This window comes from Granulicella arctica (genome assembly GCF_025685605.1).
Lineage (GTDB): Bacteria > Acidobacteriota > Terriglobia > Terriglobales > Acidobacteriaceae > Edaphobacter > Edaphobacter arcticus.
In genome coordinates, this window is sequence record NZ_JAGTUT010000001.1 from 839,780 (window position 1) to 860,934 (window position 21,155).

Annotated in this window: 16 protein-coding genes; 8 read left to right on the top strand and 8 right to left on the bottom strand. The window is 55.4% G+C overall.

The window, feature by feature from the left end:
• Positions 1 to 22: 22 nt before the first annotated feature.
• Positions 23 to 1,207, top strand: coding sequence for an SIS domain-containing protein (locus OHL20_RS03415; RefSeq protein WP_263381813.1), 1,185 nt, complete (start codon positions 23 to 25; stop codon positions 1,205 to 1,207).
• A gap of 2 nt (positions 1,208 to 1,209) precedes the next feature.
• Positions 1,210 to 2,496: a D-tagatose-bisphosphate aldolase, class II, non-catalytic subunit gene (locus OHL20_RS03420; protein ID WP_263381814.1), complete on the top strand. Its 1,287-nt coding sequence runs from the start codon at positions 1,210 to 1,212 to the stop codon at positions 2,494 to 2,496.
• A gap of 241 nt (positions 2,497 to 2,737) precedes the next feature.
• Here the strand turns inward: OHL20_RS03420 and OHL20_RS03425 are convergent, their stop codons facing one another.
• Both OHL20_RS03425 and OHL20_RS03430 read right to left on the bottom strand, forming a co-directional pair.
• A complete protein-coding gene (locus OHL20_RS03425; RefSeq protein WP_263381815.1) occupies positions 2,738 to 5,188 on the bottom strand; it encodes an alpha-galactosidase D in 2,451 nt (816 codons plus the stop codon).
• A gap of 598 nt (positions 5,189 to 5,786) precedes the next feature.
• Entirely contained in the window at positions 5,787 to 7,160 is a 1,374-nt protein-coding gene (locus tag OHL20_RS03430) for a Gfo/Idh/MocA family protein (protein WP_263381816.1), read from the bottom strand.
• Positions 7,161 to 7,468: 308 nt separating this feature from the next.
• Between OHL20_RS03430 and OHL20_RS03435 the strand changes: the two genes are divergently transcribed.
• Positions 7,469 to 8,668: an acyltransferase family protein gene (locus tag OHL20_RS03435; RefSeq protein ID WP_263381817.1), complete on the top strand. Its 1,200-nt coding sequence runs from the start codon at positions 7,469 to 7,471 to the stop codon at positions 8,666 to 8,668.
• 126 nt (positions 8,669 to 8,794) lie between these two features.
• Positions 8,795 to 9,628, top strand: a complete 834-nt coding sequence (locus OHL20_RS03440) for a DeoR/GlpR family DNA-binding transcription regulator (RefSeq protein ID WP_263381818.1) — start codon at positions 8,795 to 8,797, stop codon at positions 9,626 to 9,628.
• Between the two features lie 48 nt (positions 9,629 to 9,676).
• Here the strand turns inward: OHL20_RS03440 and OHL20_RS03445 are convergent, their stop codons facing one another.
• Positions 9,677 to 11,821, bottom strand: a complete 2,145-nt coding sequence (locus tag OHL20_RS03445) for a TonB-dependent receptor (RefSeq protein ID WP_263381819.1) — start codon at positions 11,819 to 11,821, stop codon at positions 9,677 to 9,679.
• 272 nt (positions 11,822 to 12,093) lie between these two features.
• Here OHL20_RS03445 and OHL20_RS03450 point away from each other — a divergent pair, with 272 nt between their 5' ends.
• Positions 12,094 to 12,441 (top strand): PadR family transcriptional regulator, encoded by a 348-nt coding sequence (locus tag OHL20_RS03450; protein WP_263381820.1) that lies wholly within the window; start codon positions 12,094 to 12,096, stop codon positions 12,439 to 12,441.
• 15 nt (positions 12,442 to 12,456) lie between these two features.
• Positions 12,457 to 15,117, top strand: coding sequence for an ABC transporter permease (locus OHL20_RS03455; protein WP_263381821.1), 2,661 nt, complete (start codon positions 12,457 to 12,459; stop codon positions 15,115 to 15,117).
• 17 nt (positions 15,118 to 15,134) lie between these two features.
• On the opposite strand, the gene OHL20_RS03460 is transcribed toward OHL20_RS03455, so the two are convergent.
• Positions 15,135 to 17,942 (bottom strand): glycosyl hydrolase, encoded by a 2,808-nt coding sequence (locus tag OHL20_RS03460; protein WP_263381822.1) that lies wholly within the window; start codon positions 17,940 to 17,942, stop codon positions 15,135 to 15,137.
• Positions 17,943 to 18,281: 339 nt separating this feature from the next.
• On the opposite strand from OHL20_RS03460, the gene OHL20_RS03465 reads away from it, so the two are divergent.
• Together OHL20_RS03465 and OHL20_RS03470 are read left to right on the top strand one after the other, a co-directional pair.
• Positions 18,282 to 18,977: an SGNH/GDSL hydrolase family protein gene (locus OHL20_RS03465; RefSeq protein WP_263381823.1), complete on the top strand. Its 696-nt coding sequence runs from the start codon at positions 18,282 to 18,284 to the stop codon at positions 18,975 to 18,977.
• 91 nt (positions 18,978 to 19,068) lie between these two features.
• Positions 19,069 to 19,503, top strand: a complete 435-nt coding sequence (locus OHL20_RS03470; RefSeq protein WP_263381824.1) for a hypothetical protein — start codon at positions 19,069 to 19,071, stop codon at positions 19,501 to 19,503.
• On the opposite strand, the gene OHL20_RS03475 is transcribed toward OHL20_RS03470, so the two are convergent.
• The 4 genes from OHL20_RS03475 to OHL20_RS03490 all read right to left on the bottom strand — a co-directional run bounded on the left by OHL20_RS03475 (position 19,500) and on the right by OHL20_RS03490 (position 21,149).
• Positions 19,500 to 19,769 (bottom strand): anti-sigma factor family protein, encoded by a 270-nt coding sequence (locus OHL20_RS03475; RefSeq protein ID WP_263381825.1) that lies wholly within the window; start codon positions 19,767 to 19,769, stop codon positions 19,500 to 19,502. The two genes, OHL20_RS03470 and OHL20_RS03475, sit on opposite strands and share 4 nt — an antisense overlap.
• A complete protein-coding gene (locus OHL20_RS03480) occupies positions 19,760 to 20,347 on the bottom strand; it encodes a sigma-70 family RNA polymerase sigma factor (protein WP_263381826.1) in 588 nt (195 codons plus the stop codon). Before OHL20_RS03480 ends, OHL20_RS03475 begins: the two co-directional genes overlap by 10 nt.
• A 278-nt stretch (positions 20,348 to 20,625) precedes the next feature.
• A complete protein-coding gene (locus tag OHL20_RS03485; RefSeq protein ID WP_263381827.1) occupies positions 20,626 to 20,775 on the bottom strand; it encodes a hypothetical protein in 150 nt (49 codons plus the stop codon).
• 29 nt (positions 20,776 to 20,804) lie between these two features.
• A complete protein-coding gene (locus tag OHL20_RS03490) occupies positions 20,805 to 21,149 on the bottom strand; it encodes a DUF3106 domain-containing protein (protein WP_263381828.1) in 345 nt (114 codons plus the stop codon).
• Positions 21,150 to 21,155: the final 6 nt, after the last annotated feature.

Below are 21,155 nucleotides of genomic sequence, written 5' to 3' on the forward strand. Positions count from 1 at the left end.
AGATGATCGAGGATAATCTATCGTGTGCGCTTTACTTAACCTGCTCGATCTATCAATCACCGAGCAAGAGACACGCGGCTTACTGTTCACGCCACGGGAGATCGCTCAACAACCACATACCTGGCAGAAGACAGCTCTCCTCTTCGAAGAGACTCAAGAGCAGATCCGCAGCTTCCTGGTAAATGTAGGTGTTACTAGCGCTCTCGAAATGCGCCCCGTGGTGATGCTTGTGGGTGCAGGTACCTCCGACTATATCGGCGAATCGCTTGCCCTGCTATTCCGTCAACGATGGGGCTGTGAGGCGAGTGCAGTTGCGAGCACCGATCTGCTGCCGAGCATGGCGGAATACATCGTGCCAGGGAGACGCTACCTTTGGATCTCCTTCTCGCGTTCGGGCGACTCTCCGGAAGGTGTCAACGTGATTGAGCAGGCGTTGGAGGTCTATCCCGACATCTCTCATCTCATCGTCACCTGCAATCCACGCTCCCGCATGGCCGCTCTTGTCGCTGGTCACGCTCAGTCTTACACCGCAGTCCTTGATGACGCCGTTAATGATCGTAGTCTGGCGATGACAAGTTCCTTCACAAACATGGTCGTCTTTGGCCAGTGCCTCGCTCATGCGTGGAGCTTTGACGAATACAAGCCTGTTCTCTCGGCAATGATTATCGCCGCACATACCTTTCTCGAAGATTCCGCCGAATTAGCTGAAAAACTTGCAACACGCACACAGCGTCGCCTGTGCATGATTGGTTCAGGTGTACTGTCAGCTGTTGCCAATGAATCTGCGCTCAAGGTGCTTGAGATGTCCGGCGGTCAGGTTTCGACCATGTCTCAAACCTCACTTGGCCTGCGACATGGCCCTATGGCCGCTCTGAATGCAGATACAGACCTCATTTGCTTTCTCTCTTCCGATCGGACGCGTCTTCCCTACGAGGCCGACTTGATCCGCGAGATCCGGTCCAAGAAGATTACGGCTGCTCTTATTGTCGTTGGCCTGAAGTGCTGCGAAGCTGAGATTGCCCCCTTTTGTGATACCTATCATTCCATTCATGGTAATTTCGGGGACGCCTACCGCGCTCCGGTTGACGTCATCTTTGGTCAACTTCTTGGCCTCTACTATTCAATAGCTCTGGGGATGCGTCCCGATACTCCCAGCCCGGCAGGAGTTATCAACAGGGTTGTAAGTAGCTTCACAATCTATCGCTGATCATGACCACCACGCTACAAGAGCATCTTTTACAACAGTCAGACATGCCGCAGCCTGGTATCTGCTCGGTATGCTCTGCCCATCCTTTGGTGATCCGAGCAGCTGCCGAGCTATCAGTCGAAAACGGCACCCTCCTATTGGTCGAAGCGACTAGCAACCAAGTCAACCAAATGGGTGGGTATACTGGAATGCTTCCCGCAGATTTCCGCGCCTTCGCGGAGCACATCGCCACGAAAGCAGGACTTGCTCCCGAGAAACTCTTGCTAGGTGGCGACCACCTCGGCCCCAATCCTTGGCGCAGTCTCCCAGCCGAGCAAGCCATGCAGCACGCCGAAACCCTCGTTACTGCGTATGTCTCTGCTGGCTTCGCAAAAATCCATCTTGATACGAGTATGTCCTGCTTTGGCGACCCTCCCGCTCTTAGCGATGAGGATGTCGCGGCTCGGAGCGTACGCCTTTGTCGTGCTGCCGAAGAAGCTCATAGAAAGTCTCCCGTACAGGGCCAAAGACCTGTCTACATCATTGGCACAGAAGTTCCAACGCCAGGGGGTGCCACGCATCCATTGGATGGCCTAGCGATCACCCCTCCGCAGGCCGCTGCTCGTACGCTGGCCGTACACCGGGCAGCCTTCCTTTCAAATGATCTCGGTGATGCCTGGACGCGCGTGATCGGATTGGTGGTTCAACCCGGCGTTGAGTTTGAACACGATAGTGTAGTTCACTATCAGCGTTCGAAAGCACGAGAGCTCATCGAGTGGCGACGCCTTCAGTCAGAGAAGATTGTCTTTGAAGCCCACTCCACCGATTACCAGAAGGCGCAAGCCTACATCGAACTCGTCGAGGACGGATTCGGAATTCTCAAGGTAGGACCAGCATTGACCTTCGCCCTACGCGAAGCGCTCGACTGCCTCGAGTCAATTGAAGCGTTGCTCATCGATCCCGGGGAACAGTCTTTCCTCAGCCAAGTCATCGAACGGACCATGCTGGCTCATCCAGAGGCTTGGCAACCATACTACGCCGGAGACGCCCTACAGCAGGCGCTTCTGCGGCGCTTCAGTTACAGCGATCGGGTGCGGTACTACTGGCATTACCCAGATATAGCATCTGCTGTAGAGCGTCTGTTCAGCAATCTTGTTAAAAACGTCATTCCGGAGAGCATGTTGAGCCTCTACCTGCCGGCCCAATATACTCGTGTTCGCACCGGCCTCATCGCCGGTGATCCGGTTTCACTCGTCGTCGACAAGGTGAAGGACGTATTGCGCATGTACTCTAATGCATGTCGTAATTAGGCGAATCGCAGGCATCTTTCTCTAGATAGCACGTACAGGCTAGCCGATTCGCCTCGTTCTGCTCCGCTTCAAGAAGGTGGAGAAACTGACGTAGATTGGGCAACTGTGTCATCAGATCGGTCCCCGCATCATTCTCGTTCGTTTAAAGGACACGTGCCCACCGCACCACCAGGGAGAGCTTCAACTCCCACTGCCAGCACCGTGCGAACATTATTTCAGGAGCCGTCCGCTTGACCGTGTGCTAGCGTTGGTCGGTGCCGCTCGTGGTACCTACTTCGGCTCCTTCATCTGCGGAATACGTAACGGCTGTCATGAAGTGCGCACCTACGCTGCACCTCGCGAAGCTGATCGGCAGCAACAACGAGCGGCTTGAACCAGGGGCAATATTACCCAAAGGCAACGGCAGCGGAAGCTCCACCTTCGGCGTGCAGGGTTTACCTGCTGTCTGTAGAAAGGTGACACTATTAAGCCGCGCATCAGCTGCGGTACCTAATCCTGTATTGTTGACGCGGAATAGCCACAATTGCTGACCTCCGAATGCGACCTTGCCGGTCAACTGTCCACCTAAGGACGCTGAAGCAAGAGTTGGTGCAACCACGATGCGATCGATATCCGGCGCAGGTCCGTTCGGATTGTTCAGCACGATCGTGTTTACTCCAGCATTCAGCTGTACTGGGATGGAGGTAGTTGCGGGCTGACTGAAGGTAGTTCCGTTCAGGTCGAGCTCTGTTTGCGTGCCACCATTTACGCCCACGAATAGAGACCGTACTCCCTGCGTCTGATAGTCGATCTCCAGCTGGTAAATTCCATCTTGCAGTACAGTTACGTTCGGAAACGTCACAGTGCCAAGGCCTCCTACGTTGCCCGCCTTCGCCAGACCGGAGGAGTAGTTGCTAAACGTCGGGCTCGTCCCTCCGCTTAGCGTGGCAAGCTCTGCCTCGTAGGTCTGCGTAGTAACATCGGGCGCCGTGCCGTTGCCGCGGATTACTATCCGATCCAAATCCGGCGGATAGCTGTACGGGTTTAGGAACTCTATAGAGTTGGTTCCATGCTCAAGATGAACGATTACCGTGGCGGTGGCTGGCTGATCAAAGCTACCACCACCCGAATCCAGCGTGCGTGGCAACCCTCCGTTGACGCTATAAAGCACCGAGCGCAGACCCTGCGTCATGGAATTGATTTGCATGTAGTAGTTGCCATCGCGTGGCGCCTGAACATTGTTAAACGTCACCACATTGGTAGCGCTCAGGCCATAGTTGCCGACCTTCGCCCCACCAGAGCACGCATCGCAGGAGCCTGCGGAAGCCGATCCGCCAAGCGTCGCGGCCTCGGCCTCGTAGCTTGTGCCTTCTAATGTCGGAGCATTGCCCACCGCGGACACTTTGAACATGCGCGTTCCGTGGCCGACAACGGTTGTTGTTAGTTCTTGAAGCTCGGCACCGAGGTCAAGATGGCTCCATAGGTCGCGCACCGCCGTCGCATTGCGAAAGCCGAGCAGCGTCCATGGCACGGAAATTTTAACCGGCACACTCAACATGTTCGAGACAGAGACGTAGTAACTGCCATCATCGTTGTGAATTGACCATACTTGAGTGTCACCGCCAAGCACTTGGATCGCAGGCTTTCCAGTCTGCTGCACCGCGTTGACCTCATCATTGGTCGCAAGCCGTTTTCCGGTGTCGTCCAACTTGCTCAAATCGCCGCCGAGGGATAACGGGGCATTGGCCATCGCCCAGATGGAGTACGCTGTCTGCTTCTCATCATCACTCAGACCGTCTTGCGCGCCGTTGATCACGTCGAGCGAGTCTAGATCGTTCCAACCCACGGTCGGCCCCGCTGCAAACTGCCATGCTGAAAGCTCCCGAAATCTCTGATAAATGCGTGACCAGTCGGTCGTAGTTCCGCAATTACCCTCGCACTCTACATCATCCTCAATGCGCCTGGCATTGGCCCACTTCTGCCAAACAGGAAGGTAGTCAGAATCAAGAGCCCACGAAATGGTGAACCAGATGGGTCGGCCCGTCTTGGCAATTGCCTTCGACCACGCTTCGACGTCGAGACGGTTGTCGATACTAAGATTGTCGTTGTACGAACCCGGCGTCACACCATCTATCTTGATGAAGTCAATGCCCCAGGACGCAAACAATGCCACAACAGAGTCCATATACTCCTGTGCGCCTGGTTTGGTGAAATCTATTTTGTAAAAGCCGAAGGCATTGCCGGCCGTCAGCGGCTGGGCCAGGATGTCCTGTAGATGGTTGGGTGTGCCGAGAATCGGGTAGTTCGCCTGCGCATCGCCCTGCTGTACGCCCGTGATCCAGTAAATCCCAAGCTTCTGGCCGTTCGAGTGAACGTGATCCGCAAGCGCTTTGATGTTCGGAAATGTTGTGGTGTTCGGAACGGGACGACCATACGCATCGTAGCCGCCCATCCAACCCGAATCCATGTTGATGTACTGATACCCATGCGCAGTCAGGCCTGCCGACGCCATGGCATCGGACTGAGCCTGCATGTTGGCCTGTGTGAGAAAGCCGCTGGCGATCGTCTGCTGACTGAAGGAACTCCAGCCAAGGTAGGGCTTGTCTCCGGCGCCGTTTACCTGTGCGAAGGCAGCTATACCGAGGCTGAGCAGCGCAACTCCACAAGCTAGGGACCCTACAAATGGTCTGAGAAGGCTGGGCAGACGAAGCATGCAACTGGCGAGGCAACGACGGAGGTTTCGCATAGTTTGAGAGTCCATCTCAGAGCAGAGTATGGCCAGAAGCAATCGTTCACCAGATTAGCTACTCACTGGTGAAAAGGTAGTTTCATTAGCCGAAAGAAAGCTAGCCGGATTGCATTGCACTTGTCAAGCAGAATAGACGCGGCTGGAACGACTAGCCTGCACGTTGAGGCGTGCTGTGGATAATCAGATCAAGGCATGGATCGATTCCGAGTGCACTTCTCACCGAAAGGATTCTTTGAAGGCTGAGTGGTATCTCGATGCTGATAACCCCTAGTGCATCTCCCTCATCTGGATTAATTCAGGATGAGGTGCGGCACCGCCACCTCGCACTAGCACGTTGTTTTTGGCCACTGCCGGCAGGCGTTCATCGATGCCCGAGTTGGTTCCCTTTTCGAATCTCTGCGCGAAAGCAGCGACCGCTGGTTCTTATCTCCGACAGAGAAACTATAGAAAGTTTCATCTCCCCGATAGCTAAACAACTCGATCCGCGCTTTGTAGTCTGGTTGGACGATTGTCCGCAGCGGCCATTAGCGAGCACCAATCGATCATTTTCTATTCCTGCACGCTACACCTGTGTTGCGATCGTTGACACCGTTCGTTGCTTCCACTTGCCTCGAGTGAAATCAGGAAAGTCGATGGGCGCACTGCCCTTACTCACCGATGCGACGCTCAGCGGAGTCACCGCAGACCAGGTCGCCGCGTCGTATACGTCCATATCGGGTGGCAGACCCTCCCGCACACACTCGAGCAGGCGATACAGCATGATGAAGTCCATGCCTCCGTGGCCACCGACCTTCTTGGCCAATTCCCCTTCTTTTTTCCAGAGTGGATGCTGGAACTGTTTGTAGTTGTCAATAGAGCCAAACGATTCATCCTTGTTCATTCCATCGAGATAGATACGTGGTGGATAGTCCTCAAAGATGCCCTTCGTTCCGGCTATAAGGTTGATGCGGTCGTACGGGTGTGGTGTTGAAACTGTATGTTTCACCGTAATCGTAAGTCCATTTGCAGTCTTGATTAGCGATGTGTTCATATCGCCGGTCAAATAATTTTCAGCCATGCGCGGATCGCTCGGCTTAAGATGTTCTTTGCGATAGGCATCCAGCCCACGCTGCGGTGAACTCATGGAAACAATATGTCCGAAGCGATCGCCACGCTGAATGCCCATGTAATTAGCGACTGGCCCCAGACCATGCGAAGGGTAAAGATTGCCGTCCCGCTTCGTATGTTCCGCACGTCGCCATAGTCCTTCTCCGGCATTAGAAAAAAGCTCTTCGCGCAGGTCGTGGAGGTAGGCTCCCTCACCATAAAGTAATTCGCCGAACTCTCCCGCATGAACCATCCGCAGGATCAGGGTCTCGTTATACCCATAGCAGCAGTTCTCGAGAATAATGCAGTGCTTCCGCGTCTCTTCCGAGGTGTTCACAATCTTCCAACAATCCTCAATGGTGCAAACACCCGGCACCTCGATCGCAACATCTTTTCCATGCTTCATGGATGACACAGCCATCTCTGCATGCCACAGCCAGGGCGTAGCAACCACGACGAGGTCTATATCCTCCTTCGCCAACATTGCTTCGAACGCGTGATCACCATCGGTGTAGAGCGCCGGCTTCTTCTGTCCAGCCGCGACCACCAACGAAGCGGCATGCTCCGCCTTTGACTTGACAACGTCGCATAGCGCGACCACCTGCCCATCCGCAGCCAACAGGTTACCGAGCAAAGATGTACCTCGCCCTCCTGTTCCAATAAAAGCTACCCGCGGATTCCGCCGTGCAAACGGAACATCGATCATCGTGTTGGCGCTGCTGGCCTCGTCTGCATGCGCTACGCTGCTGAGACTGGCGCTCATCGCTGTGGCAGCACTAAGCTGCACAAATCTGCGGCGAGACCACGCCCCTGATCCTGATCCAGAAATCTGCTCGTCGTTACCACTCATCGGATCCTCCTTAACAACTACAACGCAGAACTGTTTTCCGACGATCTCTCCGATAACCAATACAACTGCAGAGCCAACGGAACCAGACTCAAACTTACCTCTCACACCAGATACGCAAGCAATCGTAACAAATCAGTGTTTCGAATGAGACTATGTTTTTCTCGATACTTTGTCAAAACCTTACCAGGCGATGACTATGAAGACATTCGAAAGATAACGAAGCTTGCTCGTGCTAGAATCACCTACACCATTGAACCTGTCAAACGCTCGGAGCAAGCTCGGAGCGCGACTACAAACGAGGCCTTCGCATGAGCGATCAGGTAGCAACCGTAGCCATCCCCCAGCAGCGGAATATCGCAGTCGACGCCTACCGTGGGCTTGTCATGCTCTTGATGATGGGTGAGGTTCTGAACTTCGAGCACGTTGCTCTCTCTTACCCTGGTAGCACCTTCTGGCGCATTCTTTCCTTCAATCAAACTCACGTGCAATGGACTGGCATGGGCCTTCACGACATGATCCAGCCATCCTTTACGTTCTTGGTCGGCGTCGCACTACCCTACTCACTCCGAAGTCGCCAGAAGAAGGGCGAGCCGTTCAAGCGGATGCTCGGCCATACAATCTGGCGCAGCTTTCTGCTGGTCGCACTTGGCATTTTCCTTCGCTCCATCCATAGTCAAATTACGAACTACACCTTTGAAGACACCCTAACTCAGATTGGCCTCGGCTATACCTTCGCTTTCCTGCTCACCTTTGTACGACCTCGCTGGCAATGGCTAGCATTCGGCGGACTTCTCGTCGGCTATTGGCTTGCGTGGGCACTTTACCCCATCCCTGCAGCTAACTTCGACTATGCCGCCGTAGGTGTACCGGCCCAATGGCACCAGCACCTCTTCCACGGTTTTGCCGCTCATTGGAACAAGAACAGCAATCTCGGTCAGGCCTTCGACGTCTGGTTCCTGAATCTCTTTCCCCGCACCAGTCCCTTTCTCTTCAATGAGGGTGGGTACCTTACACTGAGCTTTATCCCGACGCTCGCTACCATGCTACTGGGCCTTGCTGCTGGCCGTTGGCTGATCGCAGCTTCACCCCGCGTCCCCCTGCGGAAGTTCATCCTCGCCGCCTGCGTGTTGCTGACTGGTGCACTTTTACTTCACTTCACAGGTATCTGCCCCATCGTCAAACGCATCTGGACGCCATCGTGGACGCTTTTTAGCGGCGGCGTCTGCTTCCTCTTTCTTGCTGCATTCTCCTGGATCATCGACGTGAAGCAGAACAAGCGACTCGCCTTTCCGCTTGTCGTCGTTGGTATGAACTCAATCGCCGCCTACCTGATGGCGCACCTCTTTGAAGACTTTGTCGAGAGCAGCTTTCGGATCAACCTTGGCATGTCCGTCTTGAACATCTTCGGCACCGCACTGGAGCCCGTGTTCCTTGGTCTTCTCACCCTCACCATCTACTGGATCATGCTTTACTGGATGTTCAAGAACAAGGTTTTCCTTCGCATCTGAACCGCAGGCACCAACTTCTCATCAAATACGTGCAGCGCGATCCCTGCCTGTGACCTGTACTATTTCTTGGGACGCAGGTGATCCGAGAAACCTGTTCGACAATCTCGCGGCACGTATGTGGAGTAGATGATGAAGAAGGAACTTGCAGAGAAGGTTGCCATGCCCCCGGCTCGCATTGAAGAACCGGTTCACGACGGAATGATGGCTGAAGAGCGCCGCATGCAGATTCTTCAGATACTGCGTTCAGAGGGCCGGGCCAAAGTCAATGAGCTTGTCCGTCGTTTCAACACGTCGGCGGTCACCATTCGCAACGATCTCAATGAACTCGACCAACGCGGCCTCGTCCAGCGCTCACACGGCGGTGCCGTCATCCAGGACACTGTCTTTCGCGAGTCGCCAGTCCACGAGCGTATCAAGAGTCAATCCAAAGAGAAGCAGCGCATCGGCGCTATGGCCGCCACCTTGATCCGCGAAGGCGAGACCATCATTCTTGACTCCGGCACGACCACGCTTGAGATCGCGCGAAATTTGAAAAGCATCCCTCATGTTCAAGTCATCACCAACGGGGTCAACATTGCGGTGGAGTTGCTCGGCTCGCGACATACTCAGACCATCATCATGGGTGGGAGCGTGCGCAATGATTCCGCCTCCATCGTAGGCCGGTCCACAGAAGACATGCTCGAGCAATTCTCTGCTGACAAGCTCTTCATGGGCGGAGCCGGATGCGATCCGGACTTTGGCGTCAGTGGCACCAACCTCGAAGAAACGATGGCCAATCGTGCCATGCTCCGTGCCGCACGGGAGATCATTGTGGTCGCAGACGCCAGCAAGTTCCTCAAGCGCAGTATGAGCCTCATTGCCTCATTCTCCGAGGTAGACATCGTCGTCAGTGACGTCAGCATGTCGCAGGAGATCCAGGACCGCATCCGTTCTTTTGGCTGCAAACTTATCCTCGTCTAGCCACGCAGGTGGAGCGCAGCAAAGCTGACTCTGATCTACAAACAAAAGCTAGTAATACAGCTTCAATCCAATCTGGACAAGCCTCGGATCCCTGGCCGCCGTAACGACTCCGAAGTTCGAAGAACCAAAAGTAGTCGCGTTATTTGAGTTCTGCGGGCCGGCAGCAGCAAACAGAAAGTTTGGATGGTTCAGAGCGTTATAGAACTCTCCGCGTAGCTCGAAGCGTCGAGCGTCGCCAACCGGGATCGCATCCTGCAGAAAGAGCCCGTATACCTTACGGTTGTAATCAACGTTATTGATATTGTTGATTGCACCCCCGGCTGGCTGTCCCGTCAGTAGCGTAGCCAACCCGCTTCCACCGGTACCCTGACTTCCAGGATTATCCGTAAATTGTGTGCCAAAGGTCAGGGTGCCACGCGGAGCAGCGGGTTGAAAGATCGTGAACTCTTCCGGCCGAACCTCTCCACCAAACTTGATGCTGTGGTCATGAACGATCAGGGTGAACGTATCAGATACCGAATACGTGTTCTGGATTTCGTTCGACGGCAGGTACGTCGGGCTACCGAGCGTAGCCACATCATTGAAGAACATCTGTGGCAGGCCGCCATTGTCAGTGCCCGCCTGATACGGAACGCCCGGAAAACCGATCGTACCCGAGACGTCAGTACCCGAGTTGAACTGGAAGCGATTCGTATGCAGCCGGTTGTAGCCGAGCCGTACTTCATTGACCCGGTTCGGAGTAAACACATGCGTCTCACTGATCGCGATCGAGTAAGCCCGATTGTCCCCTACACCTGAAAAGAAACCACCGCCATCCGCCAGCCCCGGAAAGGGTGCCGGAATCGTCGACGGAGCCCGACTCATGCTGTAGCGATAGAAAATGTTGTCGCTATGCGTCAACACTTGATCGACACGCACATCACCCTGGTTCGAAGTCCTCAACAACTTAGGATTCGACACGTAGTTATACCCTGCACCGTTAGCATTCGGAAGAGGATAGAGGGCTGCGAGCTTTAATCCCAGCGCATCGATGCTCGCTCTTGGGATCACGTTCGAAGGTGTTCCGTCCGCCGCATATCCAAACGGCACCCCACAGTATCCCGTCGGGCTCGCTGCAGAAACCTGCGTCTGCTTTGTATCGAATAATTCACCGGCATAGGTCGCTCGACCGTTGCAATCCGCCACTCCAGTATTCGAGGTCAAATCGAGTTGGCTGGAGAAATCACCGGCTCTCTGCAGCGCTGTTGGTACGAGTGAAGTATCCGTCTGTCCCTGCGATACCCGCAGCCCTTCGTAATCTGCGAAGAGAAACACCTTGTTGTGCACGATGGGCAAACCGACTGTCGCACCAAACTGATTCTGGTGATAAGGCGGCTTCGTCTGGTCGAAGTAGTTCTGCGCGTCGAACGTCTGGTTACGAAGGAACTCGTAGACTACGCCGTGAACATGATTCGACCCACTCTTCGTTGTTGCATTTACGACCGCACCCGTCGCCCGCCCAAACTCCGCCGAATACGAATCTGTCTCAACACGAAACTCTTGCAGCGCATCGACTGACGGCATCACTACGTAGTTAGCCTCGTTCAACAGGTCGGGCAGGTTCGAATTGTTATCGACGCCGTCCAGAAGAAAATTGTTTTGTAGCGATCTAGCCCCGTTTGCACTGAATCCAAAACCCTGCTCGTCACGAGCACCGGGTTCGCTGATCGTTACCCCTGCTGTCAACTGTGCAAGTTGCACTGGATTGCGGCCATTCAAAGGCAGCGTCCGCATCGTCTCGCTATCAATCAACTGGCTGCGCTCTGAAGTTGCCGTCTCTAGCATTGGCGCACTATCGGTTACCTCGACTGAAGAACTCACAGCACCAGTGCGCAACGTCAAATCTAGCTGCTGCCGTTGCTGCACACTAAGTGTGAACGGTCCCGCAAGCGCCTGGTTGAAGCCTGATGCACTTACCGCCAGCCGATAGGTACCGATGTGCACCGGACTGATAGTCCATTCACCATTGGCCGAACTCTTGGCATGGTAAACGAAGTTAGTATCGACGTTGGTCACAGTAATTTCAGCCTGTGAAATCGTTGCACCTGTTGGATCAGTAACACGACCGGCGACCGTGGCAGTATCGATCTGCGCCAGGAGCATTGAGCTTCCGGCGAAGAGGAGAGCAAAAAAACAAAGATTCGCGATCTTCATATTCTTCTTCACCAGCAAAAGGCTAAATTTGCCTTCTGAAATTTTCGTTTGTTTACGTATGCTTTGGATTTTCATGCACATCGTGCATATTGTCAATCAATCGATTCCTATAAACCTCGTTCGCTTCTCTTGAAGGAGGTGCACTTGCTCAATAGTGCGGAGGACCGCTGAAGACGCTCATTCGTCTTTCGCTGGCTTCCACTCACACAAGAGCTTCCCATAGACATCCGAGTGGAGTACATTTCTCTCGAGTAGTCATTCGAGGGAACGACATGGGACCAAAGAAAGCAGCAGCCGGTGACATTCTCCAGGGAACTCTAGACATGCTCATTCTTCGCACCCTCGTCACAGGCCCGGCTCACGGACACACTATTGCTCAGGTCATTGAGCGTACCTCCGAGAACGCTTTGGAGGTCGAGCAAGGCTCTCTCTATCCTGCACTCCATCGCCTCGAAGATCGTAGCCTCCTTGAATCCGAGTGGGGCATCAGCGACAACAATCGTAAGGCGAAGTTCTATCGCCTTACCCCACAAGGCCGCAAGGAACTTATCGCCGTCACCGGCCGCTGGCGTCACATGATCCGCGCGATCAGCCTTATTCTCGGTGAGGCGAGCGAGTAACAAAGGGGAAGCCACATGCATCTGCAGCGTTTCATGCACCGCCGAAGGAAAGACGCCGACCTCGCTGAAGAAATGAGCGCTCACCTCGCCTTTGAAGAGGACGCCAACACCGCCCGCGGTCTTCAGCCCAAAGAAGCTCACCGTCAGGCTCGCCTTAGGTTCGGTAATCCCCAGACCACGCGCGAACAGGTCTGGCGCTATCGCTCAATACCTTGGCTCGACGACATCGCGAGAGACCTCCGCTTCGTCATTCGCTCCCTCGCCAAAACTCCCGGCTTCAGCATCATCGCCATCCTCGTCATCGCCGTAGGCATAGGGGTCAACACCGCTGTCTTTTCCGTCATCAACACCGTCCTGCTCAAACCCCTCAGCTATCCTGATCCACAAGCGCTTGTGCAACTCATGAACTCCGGACCGCGAGGCTCCTTTCCCGGCGCGAATGTTCCCAAGTACAACATCTGGCGTAAACAGACCAGCGTCTTCCAGCAAGTAGCCGGATACGACTTTGGCGGAGCTGGCCTCAATCTCACAGGTGGCGATCATCCCCAGCAGGTACAGGGCATTCACGTCACATCCGATTATTTCGCCATGTTTGGCGCACCTCTCATCATCGGCCGCTCCTTCACCGCCGCTGAAGATAGCCCCAACGGTGGCCGCAACGTCGTGCTCAGCTACAGCCTCTGGAAGTCGCGCTTCGGCGGAAACCCCAACATCGTCGGCACCCCGATTCAGATCGACAACCAGCCGTACCTCGTCGTCGGTGTTGTCGGACGTAGTTTCGTCACCGATCCCGTCGGCGATCTCTGGCTCCCGTTCCAGTTCGATCCGAACTCCCACGACATGGCTCATTACTTCACCGTAGCTGCGCGGCTCAAATCTGGTATCACCATTCAGCAGGCGAACGCCCAACTCAAACTCACAGCCGAACAGTATCAGCGCGAATACGGCGGAGCGCCTGCTTCCCAGGAAGGCTTCTCCGTGATCTCCCTGCAAGAGTCGATCATCGGTGACACCCGCTACTCGCTCTTCATCCTCTTCGGTGCCGTCATCTTCGTTCTCCTCATAGCGTGTGCCAACGTGGCAAACCTTCTGCTCGCCCGCGCCTCGGTGCGCAAGCGCGAGTTCGCCACACGCGCCGCCCTGGGTGCCGGACGCGCCCAGATCATCCGCCAACTCCTCACCGAAAGCCTTGCTCTCTCACTTACAGGCGGTCTGCTCGGCCTGATCGTCGGCTTCGTCGGCCTTCGCCTGCTACTCAACGTCAGCCCCGGAGGCATCCCGCGGCTCGGCGAAGATGGCTCCGCTGTTACCCTCGATGCCCACATCCTCATCTTCACCCTTGGCATCTCCGTACTCACCGGCATCCTCTTCGGCCTTGTTCCCGCCATCAGCGCCTCCCGCACCAACCTCGCCGCCACCCTCAACGAGAGCAGCAGCCGTTCCGGCCTCGGTCTCCGTAGCGGCAAGATTCGGTCGGGCCTGGTCGTTACCGAGATGGCCCTTGCTCTCATTCTCGTCATCGGCGCAGGCCTCCTCATCCGCACCTACCTCAAGCTCCAGGCAGTCGACCCCGGCTTCGAGACGCACAACGTCCTCACCATGGCCATGTCGATAAGCGGCGACCGCTTCCAGAAGTCTGCCAACGTCGACCAGATCATTCGCGATGGTACCGACCGCCTCAAAGCTCTCCCTGGGGTAGCCAACGCCGCCGCAGGATGCTGCCTGCCGCTCGTCGGCGGCTTCGGCGTTCCCTTCGACATTGTTGGTCGCCCCAAGGGGGCCAACCGCTCCACCGGTGGGGCGGGCTACTACTCCGTATCCGGCAACTACTTCGATGTCTTCAGAATTCCTGTCCTTCGCGGCCGCGTCTTCACCGACCGCGACAACGCCGCCTCACCCAACGTCGTCATGATCAACGAGACCATGGCGAAGCAGTACTGGCCCAACGGTGATCCCCTCAAGGATCGCCTCCTCACCGGCGTCGGCATGGGTCCTATCTTCGCTGAGCCTGCTCGACAGATCATTGGCATCGTCGGCGACACCCATGATGGCGCCCTTAATGAGACCCCCCGCCCAACCATGTACTTTCCCGTAGCCCAGATGCCCGATGCCGAGACCGCCCTCAACTCCCGCGTCGCCCCGCTCTGGTGGGCTATACGCACCAAGGGTGACCCGCACGACGTAGTGGCTTCCATCACTGCCGCTCTTCGCGACGCCACCGGAGGCCTTCCCGTAGCCCACGTCCTGACAATGGATGAGATCGTCCTCCATACCACCGCCCGCCAGCGGTTCAACATGCTCCTCCTCATCATCTTCGGAGCCTCCGGTCTTCTCATGGCCGCCATCGGCGTCTACGGCCTCATGGCCTACTCCGTTCAGCAGCGCACGCAGGAGATAGGCATCCGCATGGCGCTCGGCGCACAGGCCTCCTCCCTTCGCAACATGGTCATCCGCCAGGGCATGACGCTGGCCCTTCTCGGCGTAGCGGTCGGCATCGCCGGAGCATTCTGGCTTACCCGCCTTCTCGCCAGCCTTCTCTTCGGCGTTACGGCTTGGGACCCTGCTGCTTTCCTTGCCACACCATTTCTTCTAACTGCCGTCGCTCTTCTCGCCATCTGGATACCCGCCCGCCTCGCGACTGATATCGACCCCATGACTGCCCTACGCTCCGAGTAGATGCGTGCGCAGGAACATCATTGCAGCGCCTCTTCCTTGAGAAGGATGCGACCAAGAAGGCCTGAGGATATAGGTTCTACCTTGTCGAGATCCTGCATTTGAAAGCGGTCGCCATACCTGGCGATCAGCGGCTTGTAGTCATGTGCTGGCAGACCAGACCAGGAGTTGAGCGCGGTGTTGTAGACACGAATTTCGATGTGGTTGAGGCCGCGCACGAGGAGCTTTGAAACTTCGATACGATACGGTGGATGCCAGAGGGCACCTGCCGCCTTGCCATTGATGAAGACCAACGCAGCTTCATGAAGAGGCGGGTCGTAGTAGGCATGCATGCCGGGCCCCGGTTTGGTTAGCAATGGATCAGGAATGCCGTTCGCACCCAACACCGCCGGCTCTGCTTGAGAGTTCGGACTACCGGGGAGAGCGACACCCCCTTCGACCTCGAGATAGACCGCCTCGACAGGCTTTGACTCAAGTGTGAAATCCCGCGTATAAGCGGCCTCCCCTGAGTAATGAAGCGTAGCGCGATCAGCAATCCAGTCAGTTAAACTGTGCTCCGTCACCGTCTTGCCGTCACCGCTGAACCTGACCTGCCAGTCGGAACTAAGATCTGCCAAATTCCGAACGGAAACAACTTTCGCTGGGCCCGTCCGCAAATTCGAGAAGATAAAAATTCGCGACTCGTAAGGTGCCAGATGGATACTTTGGCGTACAGCTAAGACAGATGAAACCATTGCGCTCTCTGGGTCGATAGTGACGCCAGCACGATAGACGCTCCCGAAAGTAGCGAACATAGCAAGTGCCTGATTTCCTGTATTGGCGACAAAGTAGATATCTGCATCCGGAAGCTTACGTCGAATGAAGCCAACGCTACGTCGTAACTCATCTTCGGTTGATGACATCTCTAGGGTCTTGCGGACGGCTTCAATACGAAGGTCCGGTGCCACGGTTCGGTGAAGAGCTTCTGCAAGATCCGCAATCGTGGCAGCCCGAGCCCCACCGTCCAGAACCTCGGACGATATCCGAAGAAGATCCGCATCAGGGTTCCCGCTTTCATCAACAAACTTCTGCTTCCCTACTACCATCACCTTGCCTCCCGCGGCGGTATATTCCCGAAGCTTCTTCATCGTCGCCAGCGGCACACGTTTCGTCGGCGGGATAATTACCACCGGATAGCTGATGCCAAGACGCTCGATCGCATCGGCATCAATAAAATCGACGTTATAACCAGCCGCGAGAATCGCAGACATAAGTTCAGGATTGATGAGCTTCGTCATCGCTCCCGACACGGATACCTTCCCCGGCGAGAAGCTCGCCCAGGCATCATCTGTAGGCAGCAGGATGGCGACTTGGTTGGCGGGTTTACCTTGGCGAAGAAGATAGCTGATGCGGGCGATATAGTCATTGACCGCGGGCATGACCGGATGCCACGGGTTGCGGTCGTTAAAGACAGCAGCAGCGTAGAGGCTCCAACCCGGCTCACCGTTAGCGCTTGCCTGGGGTGGTGAATAGGGCCAACCATGGAAGATCAGTTGGTTTTCGCCCATGATGAAATCAATGTCAGCTTCGGCTTTCATATCCAGTGGAGTAGCCCGGAAGACGGGCGAATGCAGCCAGGTAAATGTTTCGCCAGAGGAGACCTTGTTCCCGAAGACGTGGTTGGCTGAAGTCGCCCACCGGAGAGTAGAAAAAGCACGCCACTGAGGGCCTTCTCCTTCAGGCAGTGCAGCTAGCCGCTGGCTGGAAAAGCTGACGGCCGGCTCACCATATGTCTGCGACCGGAATTTCGTGCCATGCGTTTCAGCCCAGCCGTTGATCTGCGTGAGGTAGTTTTCGTCCACTAACTCCGTCAAGGTCCGACCGTAATCGTGACGTACTTTGTCAGCGGCAATCGATCCCCCAGCAGCAAACTCAGGAAGGTGCGGGATGAGGTCATAGCCTCGACGCTTTTTAAACTCATCAGGCAGACGGGGAGTCCAATCGGCCCCGTAAGCCTCAAGAGAGTCCGAGAAGATTGCGTAAGGCGGTGTAGCACTAAACGCCTTCAGGAGGGGCTCCCCGACTGATCTCAAATGACTTGCCACGGCTTCATGGCTGAAGGGGTCCAGGACAAATCCCTCCGCTCCCACCGCCGCTCGCTTGACCTGCTGACCAGTGTGGCTGGCCATAAAGAAAAGCGCCACTTGCGGAGTGTTCGATGTGACGGCATAGTCCTTTCGGAGGGGCTTGGCAGAGGAAGGATCCCAGTGCTTCGGCTCACCGGAAACAAGGAAGGCTGCGATGAGTGTTTCGCCCTCAGCCAGCCGCGGAGAGACTCCCGAAGTGGCCTTCGACGGAACCGGCATCTCCACAATGCGAAGCCGACCGGCGGCCTCGGTAAGCGTGGTGGCAGGGCCGCCATAGGGCCAGCCACTACAGAGTGTTAGATCGATCCGGAGATCAAGCTTACGTGCTTCAGCCTGAGCGTACGTAACCGCAGCGAGCATCTCCTGTCCCAGAAACGGCAGGTTCTTCAGATTGAGCGCGGGGTCATCCAAAACCTCGGGATAGACGAAAGCAAGCTCCGCGCCTCCTATCCCATCCGCCTTCATCTGCCGCAGCTCTCGAAGAATCTCAGGCTTCTCCACAGCCGCTCCGAACCACCACCACCGGACCATGGGTCGGCTTTCGTTGGGTGGTGTCATAAAGGTCTTCTCGATGCTCGCGATCGACGGAGCCATCTGCGCTTCAATAGAGACGACACCAGACGCGAAGAGCAGGACAATAGGAATCAGGAACGCAATCGGCAACTCCATTGCAATTTGTTTGCAGGTCTCCAAACGATCCATCCCGTTCCTCTGAGTCAAGTTATCGGGCAAGTCTATTCCATTTGACCAGGGAGCGCCCTACGGCTTCATCTGCACGGTCAAACTCAGCCGCCATGCTATCGGCATCGATGCCTCTCACGAGCGACGACCAAACCGTGCAGTCCCATCGGCCAAGCGACGAATCGCATCATTCGGTTCGCTTCGTCGTCCGGGAGAATAATGGAAATAGTGCGGTTTCTGAGCAATCCGGTATACATCAACCTATAACCAGCCACTATTCTGTCCCTTCGCCGATGGAAGGATATTCTTGAATGGTCAGGGCAGTTGAGAAACTCGTAAGCACATCAAGAGAGCAGTCACATGTCGATGCCGTACAAACTCCTTTCACTAATTGCCTCTTCCTGCATCCTCTTTGCTCCTCTCGCTCGATCGCAGCAGGAGAAGCAACTACCAGCCTCTCGCCCCGAGGAGATTGAATGGACTTGGGAAGTACGCCCGGCACATGTCAATCCAACTCTGCCCAACGTGCTGCTCGTCGGCGATTCAATCACCAGGAACTACTACCCAGAAGTCCAGCGGGAGCTTAGCCAGGCGGCGAATGTCTACCTCTTTGCCACATCTACCTCTGTAGGAGATCCTCGCCTTCCTCATCAGCTAGCCGAGTTCGCCTCGCTGCAACACATCGACTTCCAAATAGTCCACTTCAACAACGGGATGCACGGATGGACCTACTCCGAAGCTGAGTACAAACAAGCGTTCCCGTCATTCCTCTTCGCACTGCGGGGCATCGCACCACAGGCACACCTCATCTGGGCAAGCATTACTCCCGTGAAATCCGAAACACAGCCCGGCCCAACAAACATCCGCATCGAAGTTCGAAATGACATAGCGGGAAGCCTGATCAAGGCCGCTGGCATTCCGATTGACGATCAGCACGAACTCATGACTCATCACACGGACCAGTATGAGGATAGCGTGCACTTCAACACCACTGGAGCCATCGTTCAAGGTCAGCAGGTCACGAAAACAATCCGTCTTTACCTCATGAAACCCTGAGGACTCGCTGGGTTCCTGCCTGACTGTGTCGACCTGTCACCGCGTCAGCACCAGGTGCAAGTAAAATCAGTTTGAAGTTGGAGACGAGACCTTGCCGAACGGACCCGCAAAGAGCACCGCAGCAGTACCAGAATCAAGCTCCTGGCTTATAGGGTTGACCAGTTTCCTCTTCATCCTCCTGCAAAGCGCCTGCACTGCAGTGATGGCAATTAGTGGCGTCCGCGTAGTCATTGGCTTTAGCGCTCTTGCGGCTGCAGCAGGGTTGAATCGTCCAGCCAGCGGCTATCATGCCGACGCTATACGCATCCCCATGATGATCATCGCGATCCTCGGTTCCGTGATCAACCTCTATGTCCTTTGGCGCATCCGTTCGCTCAGAGCACGTCCGTCCGCACAGTGGCGAACAAAGCCTGTCACCTCAAAGCAAAAACGAGCGGAGTTTGTGCAAATAGCCTTGGCCATCGTGACCCTCATTCTCGTCACCGCAGAATGGATCACCCATCGTATCGTTCACAATGCTCCCTAGCTCCTCCGTTTCTCAGGATGATCTCCGGTCCGCTCGTTCATCTCCTCGTCCAATCGCGCATGCAGACGCTCACTGAACCCAACAGGTAATTCAAACACTCGCTCGTCCGCAGTGAGAATCAAAATATTGCGTGTTGAATCGAGAATCGCCGAGCATATCTCGCAATGCTCCAGATGCCGTTGCACCAGCTCCTTCGTCTCCTCCGGCAGTGTGTCATCCAGATAGTCAGAGATGTAGTCCCAAACATGCTTACACTCTATAACCATGGGATCCATCTCCTCTTTGGATTGATACTCTTCAGCTGCGGCGTCAACTGTTTCTGCAGCATCATGCGTGCGCGGTGTAATCGAACTTTCACCGTTCCTATACTGATCGTCAATGCTTCGGCCGTCTCCTTCACGCTGAGTTCTTCAACATCGCGCAGCAGGAAGACCTGACGATAGATCTCCGGCAAAGTCGTCACTGCCGTTTTCAGAATCTCCCGAACTTCCTTACGCTCCAGCGCCTCCGACGGAACCTCGTGCCAATCGCGCAGCAGCGCCGGAGAGACGTGGCCGCCATTCTCCGGTGTCTCGTCCAGCGATTCAACGCGGATGGAACCCTGACGACGCAGTCGACTGCGAGCCTCATTGAGCGTAATGCTAATCAGCCACGTGCTGAATTTGGCCTCTGCGCGAAAGCTTGCCAGGTTGCGATACGCCTTGAGAAACGCCTCCTGAGCAACATCTTCCGCATCCGCGTCGTTCTTCATAAATGAGAGCGCCATCATGTAAACGCTGCGCTCATAAGGGCGGATAAGTTCGTGATACAGCTCCGTACTCCCATCCAGAATGGAAGCTATCAATTGCTCCTCGTTCCTGTTCCCGGGCTCCGCAATCACAGGTTTGCTCCGTCATAAAAACGGGTTGCAAGACGAGCTATGACCACTGAAATGTCAACCGAGAAGAGAATCTTCAAACCCCAAACTGAAATGTCTGCGTGAACCGCATGCAACTAGCCGCAATTAAACCAACAGAGCCCGTTACTCCAAGTTAGAGTGAATGCCAGCTGAATAGTTACAACAGAAGGCACACCCTTACGCCAGACGTTCTGACTTCCATTAGAGGCTGAACGTAAACAACGTTACGCCTCGCTACGAAGTTGCTGGTTCTTGTAGAGCAACTCCAGCACAAGCCGTTGCAGGCGAGCGTTCTCACGCTGCAACTCCTGCAGAAGAGTGGCAAGTGTCATCGAGGACTCGGGCGAAGATTCATGTGAAGGCGTTAGCGTCATCTGAGCTACTCCTGAGATCTTGGAGAAGATTAAACCGCAGTCTGTTCGGAACCGGGCTCTACTGGGCCAAACCCGCAACCCCGTCCACGCATCCCCGATCGAAATCGTTCGCGCTGTTCCGGAGTCATAGTCGCAAAGCGTTCGTCCATATGCCGCTTCCATCTGCGACCGCCAGAATGCCGATGAAAGCCCCCGAAGAGAATCTTTGTCAGCAGCAGCAGACCGAGAGCCTGCGCAAAGCTGAGCGTTCTCAGGCCAAAGAGCGCAGGCATCAGCCAGTTCCAAAGACGCATCACTATCTCGCCGAAAACCACCACTGCGACAAGAACCATCGCGACAATTCGTAAACCTTTTACAACACGATACTTGTTCATACCTAC